This is a genomic window from Psychrobacter sp. NPDC078929, assembly GCF_050267985.1.
GTDB lineage: Bacteria > Pseudomonadota > Gammaproteobacteria > Pseudomonadales > Moraxellaceae > Psychrobacter.
On record NZ_JBNNFX010000022.1, the window covers coordinates 1 to 16,168 of the forward strand.

Here is a 16,168-nt window from a genome sequence, read left to right on the forward strand (position 1 = left end):
AACTTTGCTTTCTTTATTATTGAAATGAGCACGGGACTGATTTCTCGTTCGATGGGGTTGGTCGCCGACAGCTTAGATATGTTAGCAGATAGCTTGGTGTACGGAATTAGCTTATTTGCGGTCGGTGGAACGGTCATTAAGAAAAAACGGATTGCTAGAATTGCCGGATATTTTCAAATTACGCTAGCGATTCTTGGTTTTTTAGAAGTACTAAGACGTTTCTTTGGCAATGAGCAGTTACCTGACTTTTCTACCATGATAGTCATATCGATTCTTGCGCTAATTGCAAACTTGATTTGCCTCTATTTACTACAAAAATCGAAAAGCAAAGAAGGAGAAGAAGCCCATATGCAAGCCAGTATGATTTTCACTTCAAACGATGTGATTATCAATTTAGGGGTAATTGTTGCAGGGATTTTGGTTAATTGGTTACACTCTAGTACGCCTGATTTGATTATTGGTAGCATCGTATTTGCTTTAGTTATTCAGGGCGCCTTTAGAATATTGAAGTTGAGTAAGTAGCCAAGCCTAATAACTGAAGCAAATAGCTCAAGTAAGTAGCTTAATTAAACCGCTAAGTGTAAAGTAACTGGGTTTGAAGCAAATAAACATCATAAGGATATGAGACCTCAAGCAATGATTGAACAAACTTTAAATCTAGTCACCACCAAAGACCATCAGCAAGTTGCCGTTTGGCGAATAATAGATGATGAAGTCTTTGATAAGAATCTGGTGGTGGTCAACTAATTTAGGACACTAATAAAATTCAAACCTACATCGCCATTACTTATAACCCTGAGTCGAGAACGGATAATAATTATAAGCGTTGGGGCAACTTTTATGACCGCCAAGATCTGTTAGTAGGTGACGAGTTGTGTCAGGTGGTTAATTTTCAGAGACCTTCCTAAATTTTGTGTAAGTATTTAATCTAAACGTCAGTTACACAGAATCTGGGATGGTCTCTCGTATTCTTTGGTTGCCACCCTACAGCCCTGATCTAAATCCCATTGAAAAGAAGTGGGCACAGGCAAAATTTCTACGTCAAGGCTGGATGGAGAATAATCTACCTAAGCTGTTTCATGATATGGGTTGTATCTCTTTTATTCTAGACTGACTATAGTTAACTATCATATTATTATGAATCGAACAATTTAGACTAGATCCTTAATATCTATATCCAATGCATCGCAAATATCATAGGCCTTTTTGAGAGTGACATTCTTCTCTCCACGCTCGATATTTCCCATATAACTTCGATCAATATCTGCCATCTCTGCCAGCACTTCTTGAGATATTCCTTTGCTTCTGCGCACATCACGGATACGCTTTCCAAAGGCTATCATGCGTTCATCTGTCTTCATCTCACCAACCACTGCTAAAAATAGCAATACTCACAGTGGTGGGCTATAATATCCACGGGATATAGTCGGTATTATGAGGTGAGTATGAAAACAAAACTAGAGTATCAGCCAGATATAACAGAAACTAATAAGCTGATCTGTGAGAGGTACTGGTTAAGAGAAGGCGATAAACGAAGTGGTTTTATATATACCTGTAAAGAAATAGGTCAAGAGTTTGATGTTAAGCATCAGGATATACCTAGTATCGTTAAAATAAATGCTCATCTTGTCGTACTAGACTGCCAATGCATAGACTGCGGTACAACTAAGATTTGCTATACTCGCTCACAGCTAACTCGATTGGATCTTATTAGATGGCGGTGTGATGATTGCAGGGCGGCGCTTGAAAAAAGAATGGATCAAGAGTACTTAGAGTATCGTCTTAAACAAGACCGTTTAGCAGAAGAAAAGAGACAGACCGCTCTAGAGTACATCAATCAATGCCGAAGCATTCAATTAAGCAGTATTCCTTCAGTCACTGAGCTTAACGATGTGGATAAACTTCTACTCGCAGCGACTGTAGAGAGCCTAGGGGCAGATAATATAAGGAATACAGTCTCTCTACGTGACAATTTATCATTACCTTTATCACCGTTCTCTAAATTAGATGAAGAGATACTACAGCATCTTTTTAACCGAAATCTGCTCATACTCGCTTCTGAAAATAGCTACGAATACGTAACTATCAACGAAGAAAAAGAGCTAGAGATAGATTTCTATCAAGCGATCTTTGAGTTTGCTTATAGTATTGAGAATCTTACTAAAATCTTGATAAACGCTAAATCTCAGAAAAATACCAGTGCTCTAGTAGCGAATGATCAATTTAAGAACTGGTGTGAAAAGTTACAGCTAGGAGAGTGTTTAAGCTACCTGATTACTAGGTCAAGATTGAACTATCTAGCACCGCCTATTGGCGAAAAGCTAATTAGTATTCTCAGATCATGTTTAGCTGAATGCTCTGTATCAACCATGCATTATATCATTTGGAAGTCTGTGGAAAATGCTGCTGCATACGTGCAAAAACCAGGTATTACTCGAAAACATGCTTCAAATTCTGTTTCTGGTAATATAGAGAGAGTATTCAATAAAATATACAGTGGTAGTTGGAGTCACAATAAATCTTTTCGCGATGCTAGCCACCCTCAGTCTGCAATGGCCAAAATATTTTTTGATTATGTATTTGCAGTAGATGATGGTGGTTTTCACCATACTCTTGATGAGCTATTCAGCCCATATAGGTCCCAAAAAACTTTAGAGCAAGTAAGTTACGCAACTCTAGGAGATGCTAGAAGTACGAATTATTCAGTCACAATAGCTCTTGATATTAAACAATCATGATTTACCGATGTCTAAATCACTAATACAATTAAATCAGCCGAATAAGACATAGCAATGAGAGAAAGATTGTCTAGATAGAAGACTATCTGACTTGCTGAACAATTTTATTACTACTGATAGGAGCTAGTATGGAAGATTCTAAATTTGAAGCATCGATTACCGATGATCGTCCTATCCTCGTTAGCAAACAAGAAATAGAAAAGCGCCGCCGCATTAACTTTGATACTTTGGGCAGCTTCGCAGTCGATAATATTCCTATTAACCCAGATACTCAGCACATCTTTCAAGACTTTGAGGAAGGTAAAATTGCAACTAGCAAGGAAGTAAAAGCTTTGCTACATGCTCACTATACTAAGATAGCGCTCGAAGATAATTAGCTCTTATAGTTTGAGCCCGACGTTGCTAAGCTATTATAGTATTGCTTTTCACAGCCAGTATCGAAAGATGAAACATAATTAATTGTGCTATTCAATCATATTTATCAAATCATTTCACCTATGTAAGATTACTAGTCCAGTATCACTAACTCTCGTCCAGCCATCTCCGAAATAAAGAATAACTATTCTGCCCACAAACATAATAATGCTATAGCTAGTCAGCTTATTCGCTTAGTGAATAGATAAGCATTAAGACCTAATATCACCGTGGTGAATTACATCCTTGGGTCTGCTTCTATCTACACTCGCGTGCTTTAATATTACCATCATTATATCCGTGTTCATATGATTCGATATCTTGCAACTGACAATACTATGTGCAAAGACGTTAATGATAAACATGAATAGCAGAAAACTACTTTTACTTCTACCTATCTGACATAGATAAAATCTACTGGATTAGAGGATGGTACGATTGATCAAAAGTAACCATTAATAGATAGACGTAGCGAAGCGCATCATGTCCGCGTTTATAGCTTAGATAGGATGATATTAGAAAGAATGCTTCTGAAGATGTGAAAGATACCTGAAAAACTTAATTGTTATGATACCTAATTGATAGAACGACCATTATCTTTTGGATAGGTAAAAGTGATTTGTTCTGATAGGTTGTAATAATCACCGAAGTGATAGTTTTAATTTAGATGCCTACAAATAATATAGCGATGTACACTATTAGAATAAGAGGTTTCTAGCATGTCAACCTATAAGGAGATGTGTGCAGCTCATGCAGAGCACTAGCAAAAAAGCCATGAGCGAATTCAATTCGAGCGGGTTCATTATTTTTAGCTGGAAAATACTCGGGTTCATCATTGCTACGAACCAATATAACTTGCTGATCAGCGAACAAAGTATTAAATAACTGTATGAGCCAGTCGGTAGCTAATCGTTCGCTATCAATTATCATTTCTGCTGAGTAGGTATTGTCAGATTGAGTACTAGACAATTCTTGCCACTGACTTCTCCATTCTTTTAAATACTCATTTTTATCATGAGAGAGTATATTGCTAGATGACTTTTCAGTATGACTCTTTAATTGAATAAGCTGTTGTAGCAACGAACTTGCTTCAGTAGAAGAAAGTAAATCAGAAAAATTCATTTTATTATCGGATAGATTCATAGAGAAGACATTGACTTAATAAATACTAAAGACAAAAAACTTTAGGTAAAAAGGTAAGTAATAAAAGAGCTTAAACAAATTTACTATCAAAAAATCTTAACATACTAGCGCTAGCAGAATATGGCACTTTCCGTTAGTATGGCAGGCTATATTATACACCGTTTTTATGAATGAGGCCGCGCATGTCAAGCACTCCAGAAACTAAACCGTCAGCACCTCAAGCTGACAATAAAAAAGCGCCTGTATCTACTGGCATGCCTGAGCATATTTCTTTAGATAAGTGGGCAGACACTGGTTATGAATGGTCAGGAGAGGTAAAACCAAGCTCGTTTGATCGTCTTGCTACTACTCTGAGCACTGAACATGAGCAGTCAGATATACAGCTCAACGCTAACTTGTATCGTCGCAACAACGTCTTGCATTTAGCATTTACTTTGACAGGTGATGTTTGGCTAACTTGTCAGCGTTGTTTACAACCAATCGCTATAGACTTATCTGATGATTATGACATCGCGCTACTCGAAAACGATAGTCAGGTTCGTTTAGTCAAAGATGAACAAGATTATTTATTACTGGATGAAATCGTCACTGAGCAGTCGCCAGAGCGTCTGTTACCATTTAAGAAGTTGGTAGAAGACGAGATCTTGCTCAAAACACCAATGGCACCAAAGCATGACGATTGTGAGATGTCTGTTGAGCAGTTTGGCGAGATACCAGAAGAAGAGGAAGGTGAAAATCCTTTTGCTGCTTTAGCCTCGCTAAAAGGCAAACTATAAGCGTCAAAATTATCTACTCGATGCATTTAAAAAACCTTTTATCAGCTTTGTACAGAAGAGTGCGAGGCAGGGCTTTATTAATTTAATAAACATGCGTATAATGTCCGGTTTATTGCATTCGAGCAACCTGTTGCTTGCTGATAGAAACTGACTGGGTAAATTTTTTATAGAATTCAGCCTTGGTCAGTGCTTTATGTGAGTGGCAATCTATTTAACTAATGATGCTTAAGACTTAGGTTGTTGTGATTATATAGCCTCTGTCAGTATCGACTTAAGCTGAATTTCAAGCTTATCCCTTTTAAGTATAGGAGCTATATCATGGCTGTTCAAAAAAGTCGTAAAAGCCGTTCTCGTCGTGACATGCGCCGTTCACATCACCGTATGGAAATTGCTGAACTAAGCGTAGATGCTACTACTGGTGAAAAACATCGTCGTCATCACATGACTAAAGATGGTTTCTACCGTGGTCGTCAACTGTTCAAAGTCAGCCAAGACGCCTAAGACATTGGCTCTATGATAGCTTAGGCGAAGATAATAATAGTACTGGTGACTATTATTGTTTTTGCCTAGTTATTATTAGTCAATAAGCTTTGAGCTAAAAAAAGCCAAGTTATTTCGCTATCATATATTATGTGGCTGGATAACTTGGCTTTTTGTTATTTATAACTAGACTTATTGCTTAATTCGCTTGTTATTTTTAGTAGATTTAAAAATGTGCTGATATAATCTGCTCCTTTAATTTGGGCAGCGTTACTCTTGCTGTTTGGTTTGCATCCGCTATGATAATAGTGTCTGTCAGTGTATAGTTTACTGACAATCCGTTTTCTTGCATAAATACTTGAAGTAGCGGCTTTGTATAGCATCTAATAATATAATACACCCCATTGTTTTTAGGGATATTTCTAATCAGATAAGGAATATTGGTTATGGCTTCTGTACCCGATATGGTAAAAAAGCAACCCGCTCGTATCGCGGTCATTTTTCCTGGACAAGGATCTCAAGCAGTCGCGATGACGAGCGAGCTTGCCGAAATCTATCCAGAGATACGTGATACATTTACCGAAGCGAGTGATGCGCTTGGTGAGGATTTGTGGGCAATCTGTCAGGACGAGGAAAAACTCAATCAAACCCAATATACTCAGCCTGCGCTTTTGACAGCTAGTATTGCTATTTGGCGTGTCCTACAACAAAAAATAGAAGAGACGCCTTGTTATTTAGCTGGTCACTCTCTGGGCGAGTACAGTGCCCTGTGTGCTGCCAATGTGATATCTCTGGGTGATGCAGTCACTTTAGTACATAAGCGCGGTCAGTTGATGCAAGAGGCCGTTGTAGGTGTCGATACTGCTATGGCAGCAGTACTAGGACTAGAAGACAACCGAGTCGAAAACCTGTGTGAACAGGCAACCGAACACGTAGAAAATGCGGTAGTCGGTGCAGCCAATTTTAATAGTCCAGGACAAGTGGTTATCTCGGGTAACGCTGCTGGTGTTAATGCTGTTATTGATAAAGTCAAAAATACTGGTAAAAAATCTGTTCCTCTAAAAGTGAGTGTGCCGTCTCATTGCGCACTTATGGAACCTGCCAGCAATGCATTGGCTGAGATACTAGCGGGTATCAAGTTTGATCAGGCAACCATTCCTGTTATACAAAATCGCTATGCACGCGTTGAAACCAGTGCGGTCGGTATTAAGCAAGCATTGACTGAACAGCTGAGCGAGCCAGTACTGTGGTCAAAAACCATGCAAGAGTTAGCTGACAAGCAAATCAATATCTTAATCGAATGTGGCAGTGGTAATGTACTGAGCAATTTGGCGAAGCGTCAGGCGCAGCCAATCGCCAGCTATCCTACTGACAAGCCTGCCCGTCTAGAAAAATTATTGGAGGTGTTATCATGAGCCGTACGATTACATTAGTGACTGGCGCTAGCCGAGGTATCGGCAAGGCAGTGGCCAAGCGTTTTGCTAAAGAAGGACATTTTGTCATCGGAACCGCGACCACTGAAAAGGGCGCTGAGCTTATCGATGACTACCTTCATGATACTGGTGGTATTGGTCGTGTTTTAGACGTACGTGATACTGCTCAAATTGACAAACTGTTTGAAGAGATTGAAAGCGTCTATGGTGCGGTGCAAGTATTGGTTAACAATGCCGGTATTACCCAAGATGGTTTATTGATGCGTATGAAAGATGAAGATTGGGAAAATGTTATCGATACCAATTTGACATCGGTATATCGCATGAGTAAACGTGCCGTACGCGGTATGATGAAAGCACGCCGTGGTCGTATTATCAACATTACCTCTGTCGTCGCTCAAATGGGCAATGCAGGCCAATCTAACTATGCGGCGACCAAAGCTGGCGTAGAAGGGTTTAGCCGTACACTTGCACGTGAGATTGGTTCACGCCAAGTGACCATCAACTGTGTGGCACCAGGCTTGATCGAAACGGATATGACAGATGAGCTTGATGAGCGCCTATTGAACTCTATGTTAGATGCTGTACCTATCAGCCGTCTTGGTCAGCCAGAAGACATCGCTGCAGCGGTACATTTCTTGGCTAGCGACGAAGCTAGCTATATTACAGGTGCTGTTATTCCTGTCAATGGCGGCATGTATATGTAGTCAATATATGAGCGTTACATAGTTATAATAAAAAACTGTGTGAACGAGTGTAAACTATAATAAAGGGTGCTATAATGACGGATACTTTTGAGTCAAAGCCCTGTATGATAACAGGGCTTTATTAGACATCAGACAGACTGTATAACATGTCATAGAGTACTCAGACAGCATTGCTAGTCTGGCAAACGCATTTTATATACCATGCTATAGCGTTTAAACAAGGCGATATAGCAGTTTATTAAAAATAATAGATGATAACGGAGTGATCTACATGAGTAATGATATCGAGCTAAGAGTAAAAGCAGCAGTAGCTGAGCAACTAGGTATGAATGTTGAAGACATCAACAACGATGCTTCATTCATGGAAGACCTAGGTGCGGATTCTTTAGACCTAGTTGAATTGGTTATGTCATTTGAAAGTGATTTTGGTATCACTATTCCTGATGAAGATTCTGCAGAATTGACTACTGTTCAAAAAGCAATTGATTACGTACAAGCCCAACTATAATTTGCTACTTATTTAGCAGATTTATAATGCCGCTTATCTGATTAGATAGGCGGTTTTTTTATGGGCGCGTGATTATTATCTTTAAACGCAGCAATCGAATTTAACATTGACTACGTCAATTCAACATTATTCAACATACTATTACTATCTACATCGACTCACTTTATCTATACTTATAATAGTAAGCCGTAGAAGAAGATGCCAGTTAGACATTTAAAATATTGTTTGATTGCGTGTTTTATTAAAAGAATGACAAATAATAATATTTCAAGGAGTATATATATGGGTATGTTTAGCTTTGCAAAAGATATCGGTGATAAGATTTTCAACCGTGATGACGAAAAGCATGATGCTAAGACAGAAACGAAAGCAGATGCTAATACACCAGTACAAAGCAGTGAACCGAGTGCACAGTCAGTTGCCAATATTTTATTGCGCCGTATTCAGCAGCAGAACCTCAATATCAGTAACCTAAAAATTAAATATAATGGTTCTACAGATACTGCAGAAATCAGTGGTAATGCTAAAACTCAAGCTGATCGTGAAAAAGCAATTATCGCTATCGGTAACGTGCAAAATGTTGCAAAAGTTATTGATAACATTGATATTGAAGAAGATGCACCTGAATCTACAATGTATACGGTAAAGTCTGGTGACAGCTTATCTAAGATTGCTAAAGAAGTGTATGGCTCATCTGGCGATTATATGAAGATATTCGAAGCGAACAAGCCAATGTTATCTGATCCAGATAAAATCTATCCAGGCCAAGTATTACGCATTCCTAAGCCATAATGTTAAAAGAAGCGTATAGAACAATAATATTTCAAATATGACATTCTAATCAAAAAAGCCTCTTATTATTAAGAGGCTTTTTTGATGTTGTACACTTCAAATAAACACTTTATTTCAGTGACATTTGATAGTCATAAAGTGATTGGTTAATTAGTCGAGTCTAGCTTGTTGTGCTGCTCAGCTAGAGCCCATTGGATATGCTCATCTAGCATGTCATTATGTATGGTTAATTTAGATTTTAACTGTTCGACTACTTCTAAGCTGGCATTAGCATTGCCAAGGCCGATAGCGATATTACGTAAAAAATTCACATAGCCAGTGCGTCTTAGCGGACTACCTTGAGTGTTCTTCATAAAGTCGGCTTCTTGCCACTGCCATAGTTCAAGCAAGCTACTATTATCCAGTTCATGCCTTGGTGCAAAATCATCAACGGTAGTTAGATTGGCATAACGATTCCATGGACAGATTAACTGACAATCATCACAGCCAAAGACCCGATTGCCAATTGCGCGTCGATATTTAGTATCGATGATGCCATCATGTTCGATAGTTAAATAAGAAATACAAGCAGAGGCGTTTAGCTCATGGGGTGCTACAATTGCTTGAGTAGGACATATATCAATACAAGCGCTACAACTACCGCAATGCTCCTTGACAGGTTTGTCATCGGGTAGCTCAAGGCTCAAAAATAGCTCACCGAGCACAAAAAATGAGCCAGCTTGCTTATTTATAAGTAATGTATGTTTACCTGTCCAACCGAGACCTGCTGCATCTGCAATAGGCCGTTCAAAGATAGGCGCCGAATCGCTAAAAGGTCTAAACACAAATTCTTTCTCTGAACCGATATCCAAATGTTGCCATTCAGGAAGCATTGTTTCTATCTTCAAAGCCAATTGCTTTAAACGACTACGCATCGTTTTATGGTAGTCGCGCCCTCTTGCATAACGCGCAATGATGCCTTTATTAGGGTGATCGTTATCAGTGACAGCACGCGGTATGGGTGCTTGAGTTAGATAGTCCATACGTACGCTGATGATGGTCTTTGCGCCTTCGACTAGCTGATCAGGATGAGCGCGCAGAACATGATTATTGTGCATAAACTGCAGTTGACCCTCATAACCTTTATCTAGCCACTTCTGTAGTTGTTCAATCTGCTTAGTAAACAAAGGATGATGCACAGATAAAAAACCACAATCAGCAAATCCTAGTGCCTGTGCTTGTGCTTTGATCCATTGCTTAACATCAGCTGTGGTTGCAAATACAGTTGGATTGGTAATGGTAATTTTATTTTTATCAGTAGGCATAGAGAGTAGGTGCTTATTAGATGTTTTCTCGTTTGTTTTAATCAGATTATTCATATCTGACAATCAGAGATAATGTAAATACCGCTATGATAAGCCAGTGAGCAATGAGTGCAAGTATAAAAGAAAATAAACTCACATTCATATTGATACATAAGTCGAGGTAAGCTTTTGCTAAGCTGATATGAGAAATGAGCAATCAAATTTAAATAGAATAAAAAATGAGTAGAAACACCAAGGATAAGTTATGAGAAATAATACCAATTTGTCACCTATAAAAAATACAAAACCTATTGCGCTATATAATAGTGAGCAGGTTTATGCGATGGAGCAGGCTTGGTTTGCAGAGGGATACGACAGTTTTGGTTTGATGAAACAAGCCGCTTGGCAAACGACACAGCAAATAGAACAGATTTATGAGCGAAAAAATGTCAGTGCCAGCCATTCTACCAATACTAACGTTTATCACCGTAGTGCTCATCCACGTCGAGCAAGTATCTGGGTAGGGAAAGGTAATAATGGTGGTGATGGTTGGCTTATCGCTCATTATTTACAGCAAGCTGGCTGGCAAATCGAGATAATAACGGTTGGTTTTAGTGAAAATGATTTTGTTATCGATAATCAATCAGTCACTTCTAAAAATTCTAACAATGAAGACAGTGACAGTGGGAATATAACGGACGCGACAAAGGCATTACAGGTAGCTTTAGCGAGCAGTTGTCACTATCAACTGTTTGAAGATATTATTAGTCACGATGATGCGGATAAAAGAGTTTTGCCAGCTGATATCTATATCGATGCATTATTTGGTATTGGCTTAGATCGTGCACCAGAGGGAGCCTATAAAGCAGCTATTAAAGCTTTTAATAACTTTACTCAACAAAATAACGCCTTAGCAATAGCAGTCGATATTCCGAGTGGGTTAGTAGCCTCTACTGGTGAGGTATTCGAGCATATAGCAATACAAGCTGACGTGACTTTATGTTTGATTGCGCGTAAGTTTGGTCTGCATACCAAAGACGGTACAGACTATAGCGGAGACGTAGTCGATATACCGTTGATACCTCATCAAATGGCATGTCCGCAAACAGCTAGCCATCATATGATACCTAAGAAAAATACCAGTCAAGCATTTGCGCCAGTTGCTACGCTGCTGACGGCTGCACATAGTATGAAGCCACGTCGCCAAAACAGCTACAAAGGCAGCTATGGTCATGTATTAGTCATTGGCGGAAATCGCGTCGATGGCTCTCAAGGTATGGGCGGTGCTGCCATACTGTCTGCGGCCAGTACGATGGCGACAGGTGCCGGTAAAATAACAGTTGCCTGCCATGAGGCTTTTCATGGGTCACTATTGACCTCATTGCCAGATGCGATGACCATTAATTTACATGACGCAAGCGGCGTAAAAAATTTAATCAAGCAGGCCAGTGTCGTTGCCATTGGGATGGGACTTGGCCATGACGAAAAAGCCAACGCATTATTTATTGATTACGTACAGGCTGCTATAGAGAATGAAAAATCAATCGTGATTGATGCTGATGGTCTTTATCACTTGGCATCACTACATGTGGACAATCATGAGCTGATAACAGAGCTACGAGAATATAGTACTAATCATCGGGTTTGCTTGACGCCGCATAGTGGGGAAGCAGCTAGATTGCTTGAGCAAAAAGTAAGAGAGATTGAGTCCAATAGACTGCAAGCTATAAAACAGTGCGCCGCGACATACGGTGGTGACTGGGTGTTAAAAGGGGCAGGATCGTTAGTGCTAGAGCAAGAAGAAGGAAAAGAGCAAATATACGTCTGTGATGTGGGTAATGCTGGCATGGCAACCGCTGGCATGGGTGATGTGCTATCTGGGGTGACTGCTGGACTATTGGCACAGCAAGATTTATCAGCAGAGGCGCGTAGCTTACATCAAGCAGTTCTTATACATGGGTTTGCAGGAGATGTATTAGTCAATCAAGCGAATAGCGACACCAATACATTACTAGTGGGGCAACAAGGGCTACAAGCTCAAGATATGCCAGCAGCCATTCGTCACGTCATGCAGCTTATGATAGTTTGATATTTGCTTTCAAGAGGTCTGGCTAGGTAGAAGGGTTGGAGCAATACTGAGTAATCGCTTGCTGTACGCGCTCGCGCTTAAGCTCAATCTCACGACCATCTAGGTACTGACGTTTGCCATTGGCATCCATCTCATAGATGCGTCCGCCTACATTTAGGTTGGTCAAGTTATTACGTAGTGATTGGCAGCGCTGAGCATTAGCCTGAGCTTCTTGTTCTTTAATACGTGCTTCAAGTGCGGCTACTCGTTGTTCTTCTGCAGTTTGAGCATTGCTGCTCTGGTTGGGATCTGTTTTTCCTGCCATTTGTCCTGCATTGTTCTGTCTACCGTCACTACGAAACTCAATCAGTTCGATATTTTTGCCGACTTGCGGCGCATGTTGGCTATACTTTACCTCACCATGTGCCCCAATAGATTTATAAACTTGAATAGCCTGACTGGCATTCATGGACAGCATTAGCATACACGCGGTACTCATCAACAGTTTGGCAGCGGTATTTATCTTAGACGCATATGCCATAGTAGCAATCCTCTTATTTAATAAAAATCAAATGTATATGGGTGTAAATATAACACTTGAACGTTTTATTGGTAGTAATAATGTATCGACTATCGATTCTAGCAAATAATACTTATCAATGTATATTATTTAATAACTAATAGTTTGGGATAGGCTTTAGAAGTTTTGCTTGACAATAACTCGTAAACCATCGAATATAATAGCAGTTGACTGGTCAGTGAGCGGCTTTTACGATGTTGCCGTGGCACTTGAGAAAGAGAACTACAAGTTACTTATCGGTAGCTTACGCAGTTTTATTTCCTTTGTGATAATGATATAGCAAGCATAGTGGCACAACGATCACTATTAATAGCGATACATTGTCTCCGGACTTATCTGTCTACAATGACTAAGATAAACTTATTATTTGAAATGTGCTAAATGTGTTTTTAGCAGTTGTATCAAACGCGATATAGTATGACGTTAAGAGATTTCCCCAAAGCCTATTGTAAGTTTTAAAAATCTTATAATTTAGCATTGGTTATGAAGTTTTTTTGCTTGTGTATATCGATGCATCTGTACAAATAGAGTCACACAAATAAAGTCACAATAGGTACTTGCTAGTATCAAATCTCAATAATAAGCCTCTTCTTTTATAGATGCACTCGCATCTTGTCACTGTATATCGATAAACATCCATCACAAAGCTGACCTAAAATACACTGCTATGTTTGATTAGTATTGTCCTATCAGACAGTGTTAATTAAACCTATTAGGCAGATATTCTTGATATGGACAAGAATTAGCGATCATTCAGTAAGTGAAAATAACGACGGTAAGTAATTATTTTTACTCATAGAATCCCGCAAATTCTCGCCGCAAAAAAAGGTGATGACAGTGACGCAAACCACGCAAAGTCCGAACATGACGGGACATACCCAAACGGGTAATGCCGCCAAAAATTTTGAACAAAAGCAACAACGTCTTGCAGAAGGTAGTGCACAGCCTGTGATGCTATCGGGCGCTGAAATGCTGGTGCAAGCACTGACTGACGAAGGTGTCGAATACATCTTTGGCTATCCAGGTGGCGCGGTCTTACATATTTATGATGCGCTGTTTCAGCAAGAAAATATTGAGCACATCTTAGTACGTCACGAGCAAGCAGCGGGCCACATGGCCGATGCTTATTCGCGAGTGACTGGTAATACTGGCGTCGTGTTGGCCACATCGGGCCCTGGTGCGACCAATACCGTGACAGCTATTGCTACTGCCTTTATGGATTCTGTACCAATGGTTGTAATCGCAGGTCAGGTGCCAAGCAGCCTAATCGGTGAAGACGCTTTCCAAGAAACAGATATGGTAGGCGTATCACGTCCTATCGTTAAGCATAGCTTTCAGGTACGCCATGCTAGCGAAATTCCAATGATTGTAAAAAAGGCATTTTATATTGCCCAGACTGGTCGCCCAGGCCCTGTCGTCATTGATGTGCCAAAAGATATGACTGCGCCTAGCGAAAAATTCGCTTATGAATATCCAGAAGAAGTTTTTATACGCTCTTATCAGCCTTCACTCAAAGGCCATAGCGGTCAAATCAAAAAAGCCATGGAAACGCTATTAGCAGCGCAGCGTCCTGTTGTATATGCAGGCGGCGGTGTGATTTGGAGCAATGCGCACGAAGAATTAACAGATCTTGCACATCGTTTGAATTTACCAGTGACTAATACCTTGATGGGTCTTGGTACATTCCCTGGCTCTGATCGTCAGTTCTTAGGTATGCTTGGCATGCACGGTACTTACGAAGCCAATATGAGCATGCATCACGCTGATGTGATTTTAGCTGTCGGCGCGCGTTTCGATGATCGTGTGACCAACAACGTCAAAAAATTCTGCCCTAACGCAACCATCATTCATATCGATATCGATCCTGCGTCAATTTCAAAAACGATTCTTGCGCACATTCCTATCGTAGGTGATGTGAAGTCGGTCTTAACGGACATGCTAGAGATCGTTGGTCAAGACAAGCAGTTAGAGCAGCACGCATTGCTCGATTGGTGGTCACAAATTAATGAGTGGCGTAAGCGTCATGGCTTACGTTATGACACCAGCACAGATAATGGCATTAAGCCACAAAGTGTCGTACAAGCTCTAGATAAAGTGACTAACAGTAACGCTATTATCACAAGTGACGTCGGTCAGCATCAGATGTTTGCGGCACTTTACTATACTTACAATGAGCCACGTCAATGGCTGAATTCAGGTGGTCTTGGTACCATGGGTGTTGGTCTGCCGTATGCAATGGCTGCCAAACTTGCCAATCCTGAGCGTGATGTGGTTTGTATTACTGGCGAAGGCTCTATTCAGATGAATATCCAAGAGCTATCGACCTGCTTGCAATATAACTTACCAGTTAAAATTCTCAACATTAACAATGCGCAGCTTGGTATGGTGAAGCAGTGGCAAGATATGCTGTATGAAGGTCGTCATGCCCAGTCTTATATGAACTCCTTACCAGATTTTGTCAAATTGGCTGAAAGCTATGGTCATGTCGGTATCAAAATTACTGACCCTGCGACCATGGAGGCACAATTGGCTGAAGCAATGGCTATGAAAGACAAACTGGTATTTATCGATGTTTACGTCGATCGTAATGAGCATGTATATCCAATGCAAATCGCTGGACAGGCCATGCGTGATATGTGGTTAACAAAAGGGGAGCGTACCTAATGCAACAACAACATCTGATTTCGGTATTGATGGAAAACGAAGCGGGTTCGTTGTCGCGGTTAGTCGGCTTGTTCTCACAACGTGGCTACAATATCGAAACTTTGAACGTCGCGCCTACTGATGACCCAAGTATCTCACGTCTAACGGTTACGACCATTACATCACCTGAAAGAATTGAGCAGATCACCAAACAATTGCATAAATTGATTGAAGTGGTTAAAGTGCTTAACCTAACGGAGAACGTACACGTTGAGCGTGAATTAATGCTCATTAAAGTCCGTGCAACAGGCGGTGTTCGTGAAGAGATTAAACGTAGCGCAGATATTTTCCGCGCACAAATCGTCGATGTAAATTCGAATTTATATACGATTCAAATCGTGGGTGACAAAGCCAAACTTGATGGTTTTATCGATGTGATTGGCCGTGAGCGCATTATGGAAGTGGTTCGCTCAGGTGTTATCGGTATTGCCCGCGGTGAAAAAACCCTCAGCATTTAATTATTTATCAAAACCAGTTTCAACCAATATTTATTTATCTAATCAACAAAGCGCTTATCTTAGTTATTATATTGACTACAGCATA

18 protein-coding genes are annotated in these 16,168 nt (G+C 40.1%); 14 read left to right on the top strand and 4 right to left on the bottom strand.

The genetic code is table 11. The annotated features are described in order from the left end of the window. The 3 genes from ACQKCG_RS11500 to ACQKCG_RS11510 form a co-directional block, all read left to right on the top strand. A partial coding sequence (locus tag ACQKCG_RS11500) for a cation transporter (RefSeq protein WP_427585405.1) occupies positions 1–522 on the top strand: 522 nt, incomplete at its 5' end. 99 nt (positions 523–621) lie between these two features. After that, a complete protein-coding gene (locus ACQKCG_RS11505) occupies positions 622–747 on the top strand; it encodes a hypothetical protein (RefSeq protein ID WP_256713876.1) in 126 nt (41 codons plus the stop codon). A 208-nt stretch (positions 748–955) separates the two neighbouring features. Continuing rightward, complete coding sequence (locus ACQKCG_RS11510; protein WP_224737862.1) at positions 956–1,114, top strand: transposase; 159 nt, start codon at positions 956–958, stop codon at positions 1,112–1,114. A 37-nt stretch (positions 1,115–1,151) separates the two neighbouring features. Here ACQKCG_RS11510 and ACQKCG_RS11515 read toward each other — a convergent pair whose 3' ends face one another. Then, positions 1,152–1,361, bottom strand: a complete 210-nt coding sequence (locus tag ACQKCG_RS11515) for a helix-turn-helix domain-containing protein (RefSeq protein ID WP_058025361.1) — start codon at positions 1,359–1,361, stop codon at positions 1,152–1,154. Between the two features lie 84 nt (positions 1,362–1,445). On the opposite strand from ACQKCG_RS11515, the gene ACQKCG_RS11520 reads away from it, so the two are divergent. Further along, a complete protein-coding gene (locus ACQKCG_RS11520; RefSeq protein WP_057758801.1) occupies positions 1,446–2,738 on the top strand; it encodes a hypothetical protein in 1,293 nt (430 codons plus the stop codon). A gap of 128 nt (positions 2,739–2,866) precedes the next feature. Continuing rightward, entirely contained in the window at positions 2,867–3,115 is a 249-nt protein-coding gene (locus ACQKCG_RS11525) for an antitoxin VbhA family protein (protein ID WP_057758803.1), read from the top strand. A 751-nt stretch (positions 3,116–3,866) separates the two neighbouring features. Here ACQKCG_RS11525 and ACQKCG_RS11530 read toward each other — a convergent pair. After that, positions 3,867–4,295 carry an elongation factor P hydroxylase gene (locus ACQKCG_RS11530; RefSeq protein ID WP_413786290.1) on the bottom strand — a complete coding sequence of 143 codons (429 nt, stop codon included), beginning with the start codon at positions 4,293–4,295 and terminating at the stop codon, positions 3,867–3,869. Between the two features lie 182 nt (positions 4,296–4,477). Between ACQKCG_RS11530 and ACQKCG_RS11535 the strand changes: the two genes are divergently transcribed. The 6 genes from ACQKCG_RS11535 (at position 4,478) to lysM (ending at position 8,991) form a co-directional block, all read left to right on the top strand. Next, positions 4,478–5,071, top strand: a complete 594-nt coding sequence (locus ACQKCG_RS11535) for a YceD family protein (protein WP_134292644.1) — start codon at positions 4,478–4,480, stop codon at positions 5,069–5,071. 318 nt (positions 5,072–5,389) lie between these two features. Beyond that, positions 5,390–5,572, top strand: a complete 183-nt coding sequence (gene rpmF / locus ACQKCG_RS11540; protein WP_057758809.1) for a 50S ribosomal protein L32 — start codon at positions 5,390–5,392, stop codon at positions 5,570–5,572. A 425-nt stretch (positions 5,573–5,997) separates the two neighbouring features. After that, positions 5,998–6,966 carry an ACP S-malonyltransferase gene (fabD, locus tag ACQKCG_RS11545; protein WP_201556119.1) on the top strand — a complete coding sequence of 323 codons (969 nt, stop codon included), beginning with the start codon at positions 5,998–6,000 and terminating at the stop codon, positions 6,964–6,966. Then, the gene (gene fabG / locus ACQKCG_RS11550; RefSeq protein WP_057758813.1) at positions 6,963–7,691 is read left to right on the top strand and encodes a 3-oxoacyl-ACP reductase FabG; all 729 of its coding nucleotides are present in this window, start codon (positions 6,963–6,965) and stop codon (positions 7,689–7,691) included. The genes fabD and fabG overlap by 4 nt, the downstream gene beginning before the upstream one ends. A 271-nt stretch (positions 7,692–7,962) precedes the next feature. Then, a complete protein-coding gene (gene acpP / locus ACQKCG_RS11555) occupies positions 7,963–8,199 on the top strand; it encodes an acyl carrier protein (protein ID WP_057758815.1) in 237 nt (78 codons plus the stop codon). A 282-nt stretch (positions 8,200–8,481) separates the two neighbouring features. Beyond that, positions 8,482–8,991 (top strand): peptidoglycan-binding protein LysM, encoded by a 510-nt coding sequence (lysM, locus tag ACQKCG_RS11560; protein ID WP_057758817.1) that lies wholly within the window; start codon positions 8,482–8,484, stop codon positions 8,989–8,991. 146 nt (positions 8,992–9,137) lie between these two features. On the opposite strand, the gene queG is transcribed toward lysM, so the two are convergent. Next, positions 9,138–10,295, bottom strand: coding sequence for a tRNA epoxyqueuosine(34) reductase QueG (gene queG, locus ACQKCG_RS11565; protein WP_227678838.1), 1,158 nt, complete (start codon positions 10,293–10,295; stop codon positions 9,138–9,140). Between the two features lie 244 nt (positions 10,296–10,539). On the opposite strand from queG, the gene ACQKCG_RS11570 reads away from it, so the two are divergent. Continuing rightward, complete coding sequence (locus tag ACQKCG_RS11570) at positions 10,540–12,363, top strand: NAD(P)H-hydrate dehydratase (RefSeq protein WP_201556122.1); 1,824 nt, start codon at positions 10,540–10,542, stop codon at positions 12,361–12,363. 22 nt (positions 12,364–12,385) lie between these two features. On the opposite strand, the gene ACQKCG_RS11575 is transcribed toward ACQKCG_RS11570, so the two are convergent. Beyond that, positions 12,386–12,883 (bottom strand): DUF4124 domain-containing protein, encoded by a 498-nt coding sequence (locus ACQKCG_RS11575; protein ID WP_102092415.1) that lies wholly within the window; start codon positions 12,881–12,883, stop codon positions 12,386–12,388. 990 nt (positions 12,884–13,873) lie between these two features. Here ACQKCG_RS11575 and ACQKCG_RS11580 point away from each other — a divergent pair. Together ACQKCG_RS11580 and ilvN are read left to right on the top strand one after the other, a co-directional pair. Next, the gene (locus tag ACQKCG_RS11580; RefSeq protein ID WP_201556139.1) at positions 13,874–15,586 is read left to right on the top strand and encodes an acetolactate synthase 3 large subunit; all 1,713 of its coding nucleotides are present in this window, start codon (positions 13,874–13,876) and stop codon (positions 15,584–15,586) included. After that, entirely contained in the window at positions 15,586–16,083 is a 498-nt protein-coding gene (gene ilvN, locus ACQKCG_RS11585) for an acetolactate synthase small subunit (protein WP_057758828.1), read from the top strand. Before ACQKCG_RS11580 ends, ilvN begins: the two co-directional genes overlap by 1 nt. The last annotated feature ends 85 nt before the right edge of the window (positions 16,084–16,168 follow it).

Bases quoted from the DNA above. Each gene is read 5' to 3' on its own strand.
- ACQKCG_RS11505 (WP_256713876.1), top strand. From the start codon at position 622: ATGAGACCTCAAGCAATGATTGAACAAACTTTAAATCTAGTCACCACC.
- ACQKCG_RS11510 (WP_224737862.1), top strand. From the start codon at position 956: ATGGTCTCTCGTATTCTTTGGTTGCCACCCTACAGCCCTGATCTAAAT.
- ACQKCG_RS11515 (WP_058025361.1), bottom strand. From the start codon at position 1,361: ATGAAGACAGATGAACGCATGATAGCCTTTGGAAAGCGTATCCGTGAT.
- ACQKCG_RS11520 (WP_057758801.1), top strand. From the start codon at position 1,446: ATGAAAACAAAACTAGAGTATCAGCCAGATATAACAGAAACTAATAAG.
- ACQKCG_RS11525 (WP_057758803.1), top strand. From the start codon at position 2,867: ATGGAAGATTCTAAATTTGAAGCATCGATTACCGATGATCGTCCTATC.
- ACQKCG_RS11530 (WP_413786290.1), bottom strand. From the start codon at position 4,295: ATGAATCTATCCGATAATAAAATGAATTTTTCTGATTTACTTTCTTCT.
- ACQKCG_RS11535 (WP_134292644.1), top strand. From the start codon at position 4,478: ATGTCAAGCACTCCAGAAACTAAACCGTCAGCACCTCAAGCTGACAAT.
- rpmF (WP_057758809.1), top strand. From the start codon at position 5,390: ATGGCTGTTCAAAAAAGTCGTAAAAGCCGTTCTCGTCGTGACATGCGC.
- fabD (WP_201556119.1), top strand. From the start codon at position 5,998: ATGGCTTCTGTACCCGATATGGTAAAAAAGCAACCCGCTCGTATCGCG.
- fabG (WP_057758813.1), top strand. From the start codon at position 6,963: ATGAGCCGTACGATTACATTAGTGACTGGCGCTAGCCGAGGTATCGGC.
- acpP (WP_057758815.1), top strand. From the start codon at position 7,963: ATGAGTAATGATATCGAGCTAAGAGTAAAAGCAGCAGTAGCTGAGCAA.
- lysM (WP_057758817.1), top strand. From the start codon at position 8,482: ATGGGTATGTTTAGCTTTGCAAAAGATATCGGTGATAAGATTTTCAAC.
- queG (WP_227678838.1), bottom strand. From the start codon at position 10,295: ATGCCTACTGATAAAAATAAAATTACCATTACCAATCCAACTGTATTT.
- ACQKCG_RS11570 (WP_201556122.1), top strand. From the start codon at position 10,540: ATGAGAAATAATACCAATTTGTCACCTATAAAAAATACAAAACCTATT.
- ACQKCG_RS11575 (WP_102092415.1), bottom strand. From the start codon at position 12,883: ATGGCATATGCGTCTAAGATAAATACCGCTGCCAAACTGTTGATGAGT.
- ACQKCG_RS11580 (WP_201556139.1), top strand. From the start codon at position 13,874: ATGCTATCGGGCGCTGAAATGCTGGTGCAAGCACTGACTGACGAAGGT.
- ilvN (WP_057758828.1), top strand. From the start codon at position 15,586: ATGCAACAACAACATCTGATTTCGGTATTGATGGAAAACGAAGCGGGT.